The sequence below is a fragment of the Mesorhizobium sp. M7A.F.Ca.ET.027.02.1.1 genome, from assembly GCF_004022985.1.
Taxonomy (GTDB): Bacteria; Pseudomonadota; Alphaproteobacteria; order Rhizobiales; family Rhizobiaceae; genus Mesorhizobium.
In genome coordinates this window covers 1-4,541 of the sequence record NZ_RZOL01000458.1, presented here as the reverse complement: position 1 = coordinate 4,541, position 4,541 = coordinate 1, and the positions used below count along the sequence as shown (strand labels likewise).

The following is a 4,541-nucleotide window of genomic DNA, read 5'->3' as shown; positions in this document are numbered from 1 at the left end:
GCGCCCAGAAGCCACCGGCAGCCAGCGCCAGCATCACCCCTATCGGATCAAGCGGCGCGAGGGAATGAACGAAGGGCGACAACAGCAGGATGCCGGCCACTGCCAGCGCGATCCAGGCAAAGTCGCTGGCGCGCCGCGAGCTCAAGGTCGCCACCAGAAGCGGGCCGGTAAACTCCAGCGCCACCGCGATGCCGAGCGGAATCCTGGCGAGCGCTGCGTAGAACAGGAGGTTGAGCGCGCAAAGCGTCACCCCATAGGCGACCAGCCACGGCAGAGTGGCACGCGAGGGCCGCATCTGCCAGGGCCGCAGCACCGCGATCAGCATCAGCGCACCGATGACCAGCCGCAGCGTCGTCGTCCCTTGCGCGCCGATCTGCGGGAACAGGCCCTTGGCGAAGGTGGCGCCGATCTGGATCGACACCATGGCGCCCATCAGTGCCGCGACCGGCAAGGGCGCCGCTTCGCGACTGGCAATCGGCGTCGATGTCACGTGATCCCATCCTCCATGCCGCCGGGTCCAAACCCGACCGGCGGCATGGAGATAGGGCGAACCGGCCAACCTGTCGTGAGGCAGCGGCGGACTGGCTGCTGGGGCACGGACTGTTGGCACGCCATGAGCCTCCCAGCCCGCGAAGCGTTCATTGCCGCAGTGCACAAGGAATAGCTGGAGATGATCCTGTAGATGCGAGAGCGCGACGACAACGATACGCTTCAGGCGGTGGCAGCCGAGCGCTTGAACACGATGATCACCTGAGTGCCCTCGCCGGCGCTCGACTTCACGTCGAACTGCGCCTTGGCATTCTCGGTCAGCGAGCGGGCGATCAGCGCGCCGAGCTTGCCGCTCTTGGGCCAGGTCTCGCCGTCCGGCAGGCCGATGCCGTCATCGGCGATCACGATGCGGCAGCCATCACCGTCGACGATGCTGTGCAGCGTGATCGTGCCGCCGTCTCGCCCTTGGAAGGCATGCTTGAGCGCATTGGTCAAAAGTTCGTTCACCACCAGCCCGGTCGGCATGGCGACATTGATCGACACCGGATAGGTGTCGACCTTCATGTCGAGGCGGATGCCCTCGACCGCATGCGAGTTCATCACCGCCGACGCGATCTGGCTGAGATAGACACCAAGATCGACCTCATCCTTTTCATCGTCCCCCGACAGCGTCTGGTAGAGGATTGCCAGCGCATCGACGCGACCTGCCAGCCTCTCGAAACGCTTCTGATCCGGTTCGGCCGCGTTGCGCGTCTCCATCCGGATCAGTGCGGTGATCATCTGCAGATTGTTCTTCACCCGGTGCTGCAATTCGCGCAGCAGCGTGTCCTTCTCGCGGATGCGCTCATCGATCGATCGCGCATCTTCGGTTTCGCCATGGGCCGAGACGTCGACCAGCGCCACCAGCCGGAAGCAGACCTTGCCATTGTCGTCCTCGATGACGTTGGAATAGACGTCGACGATCACAGATTGGCCTTCTGTCCGCTCCAGCCGGAACGTGCCGATGAAATCGGTGTCCTCGACCACGGCCTCGAACAGCGGCCGGTCCTTCTGCTTGTGCAGGCCGGTGCCGGAAAGCGCCGCCCAGTGTTGCCGGGCGAGCGTCGCCGCCATGAGGCCGGACAGTTTCTCGAATTCCGGATTGGCATAGACGACACGCTCCTTCGAAACCAGGTCCGAGACGGCAATGGCGATCGGTACCTGGTCGAGGAACTTCTTGAACTGTTCGCTTTCCAGCGCGCTGGCAAGGTCCGGCGTTTCGAGCAACTGCCCGACCGCTTCGGCCTTCTGTGTATCGGATGTCATCTGCGGCGCCTGTGCTGTGTGGTCACCATCAATAACAGCGATGCGATCACCCCGCCATCGCCAAAGCTCAAGGCGGCACTTCACGCGCCGTCACGAGCGGTGTGTTCGCACAATCTCGAAATCTGCGTAGCCGCCTCGGAATACTTGACCGAGCCCTGGGAACCGCTCACGAGGCCGGCTTCGACGCCAGCCTTGGCGCGGTCTTGACGTCGACGATCTCAGGCTTGGCACTGTCCACCGTGCCATCCCAGCCGCCACCGAGCGCCTTGTTGAGGGCGATGTAGTTGGTCGCCAGCAGGACGCGGCTTTGCAGCAGCGAGTCCTCGGCCGAGTAGAGCGAGCGCTGGGCGTCGAGCACATCGAGCAGGCTTGTCTCGCCGGCCTTGTAGAGCGTGCCTTCGAGCCGCGCCGCATCGCCATAGGATTTCGCCGAAGAGGCGAGCTTGGCGATCCGGATGCGCTCCTGCGACAACAGCACCAGCGCGTTCTCGACATCCTCGAGCGCCGTCAGCACCGAAGACCGGTATGCGATGAAATATTGATCGCGCTGTGCCTTGGCGACCTCGACGGCCGCCTGCAATTGACCGGCATTGAACACCGGCACGCTGAGCGTCGGCCCGAACGACCAGCCGATCGACGAGTTCTTGCCGACATCGCCAAGCTTCAGCGCCGCCGTGCTGATGTCTCCCGTCAGGCTGACCGAGGGATAGCGGGCGGCCTCTGCCTGGCCGATCCTGGCGGTGTATTGCGCATATTGGCGCTCCGCTATGCGCAAATCGGGCCGCGAAAGCAAGAGGTCGGCGGGAATTCCGGTGGGCATCGGCAGGCGTGGTGCAGGGATCGGGGCGACCCGCTTCAGCCGCTCGCTGAGCGAGGCAGGCGGCCGGCCGGCCAGCACCGCGAGACGATGCACGGCCTGGGCATAGCTTGCCTCCAGCGTCGGCACCGCGGCTTCGGTGCTCGCGGCCTGCCCCATCGCCTTGGCGACATCGGCGGCGGTCGCCGTGCCCGCCTGCGCCATGGTGCGGGTAAGTTCGGCGGTCTGCCTTTGCGACGAGGCCGAGCGCCGGGCGAGTGCGATGCGGGCCTGGTAGCCGCGCGCCTGGGTATAATAGGAAGCGACATCGCCGACCAGGGTGAGAAGCGTCGAGCGCAGTTCCTCCTGCGAGGCGTCCAGCCCGTAGCGCGCGGCCTCAACACGCCTGCGGGTGGCGCCGAACAGGTCGAGTTCCCAGCTGGCGTCAAAGCCGGCCTGATACTCGCTGTAGGTGGCGTCAGAACCTGATGTGGTCTCGGCCGACTTGTTGCGGGTGGCCGAGCCGGAGCCGTCGACCGACGGCAGCAACGTGCCGGCACTCTGGCGGTAGCTGGCGCGCGCCTCGCGGATTTTTGCCTTGGCGGTGGCGACATCGAGATTGCCGGCAACCGCTTCCTCGACAAGCGTGTTCAGCTCGGGATCGCGCAGCCGCTGCCACCATCTCGACAGTTGCCCCGGCTGGACAGGCTTTGTCGGCTTCTGGCCACTCCAGCTTGCAGGCATCGCCAATATGGGCGTCTGATAATCCGGACCGACGACGCATCCCGCGAGCAGGACAGCGGTAATCATAGGCGCAAGAAGCCGCCTCGCGGCCACCGAGCCACGTTCCAAACCTGTCATGTGAAGTTTTCCTATTGCTGGTTGGCCGTCAACGGCGTCTCGCCCGTATCTGGTTTGGCCGCCCTGCCCTTGAAGATGCGCCGCACGGTGACGAACAGCAGCGGCACCAGGAAGACACCGATCACCGTCGCTGCGATCATCCCGCCCATCACGCCGATGCCGACGGAGTTCTGCGCACCCGAGCCCGCACCGCTGGCAATCGCCAGCGGCAACACGCCGAGGATGAAGGCCAGCGACGTCATCAGGATCGGCCGCAGCCGCTGTCGTGCTGCCTCAAGTGTCGCCTCAACGAGCCCCATCCCGGCGGTCTGCCGCTCGATGGCGAACTCAACGATGAGGATGGCATTCTTGGCCGCGAGACCGATCGTGGTTAGCAGGCCGACCTTGAAATAGACGTCGTTGGACTGGCCGAACAGGCTTGCCGCCAGCAGCGCGCCGAAGATGCCGATCGGCACCGACAGCATGACCGCGAACGGGATCGACCAGCTCTCGTAGAGTGCGGCCAGGCACAGGAACACGACCAGCGCCGAAATCGCGTAGAGCGACAGCGCCTGGTTGCCCGAAAGCCGTTCCTGGTGCGACAGGCCGGTCCATTCGTGCGAATAGCCGGGCGGCAATTGCGCCACCAGCCGGTCGATCTCGTCCATGGCCGCACCCGAACTCACGCCCGGAGCCGCGGCACCCTGGATCTCGACTGCCGCCGACCCATTATAGCGTTCAAGCCGGGGCGAGCCGAACGTCCAGTGACTGGAGGCGAAGGCCGAGAACGGCACCATGGCGCCACTGGCATTGCGCACCTGCCATTTGTCGAGGTCTTCCGGCTGCATGCGGAAGTTCGCGTCCGACTGCATGTAGACCGGCTTCACCCGCCCGCGGTCGATGAAATCGTTGACGTAGTCGCTGCCCCAAGCGGAGGACAGCGTGTTGTTGATGTCGGCCAGGCTGACGCCGAGCGCGCTGGCCTTTTCCTGGTCGATGTCGACGGAGAATTGCGGCTGATCCTCCTGGCCGTTGGGCCTTGTGGCGGTGAGCAGCTTGCTCTGCCCGGCCAGGGCCAGAAGCTGGTTGCGCGTTTGGATCAGCGCATCAT

General features: G+C 65.0%; 4 protein-coding genes. All 4 read right to left on the bottom strand.

Translation table 11 applies throughout. From position 1 onward, the window contains the following. On the bottom strand, positions 1 to 490 hold a 490-nt coding region (locus EN749_RS31165), incomplete at its 3' end, for an EamA family transporter (RefSeq protein ID WP_145991071.1). A gap of 221 nt (positions 491 to 711) precedes the next feature. Next, on the bottom strand, positions 712 to 1,794 hold the full coding sequence (locus EN749_RS31160; protein ID WP_128364596.1) for a histidine kinase dimerization/phosphoacceptor domain -containing protein: 1,083 nt from the start codon (positions 1,792 to 1,794) through the stop codon (positions 712 to 714). 166 nt (positions 1,795 to 1,960) lie between these two features. Next, positions 1,961 to 3,451, bottom strand: coding sequence for an efflux transporter outer membrane subunit (locus EN749_RS31155; RefSeq protein WP_128364595.1), 1,491 nt, complete (start codon positions 3,449 to 3,451; stop codon positions 1,961 to 1,963). Between the two features lie 11 nt (positions 3,452 to 3,462). Then, positions 3,463 to 4,541, bottom strand: a 1,079-nt coding sequence (locus EN749_RS31150) for an efflux RND transporter permease subunit (RefSeq protein WP_189367814.1), incomplete at its 5' end; no start/stop codon positions are given.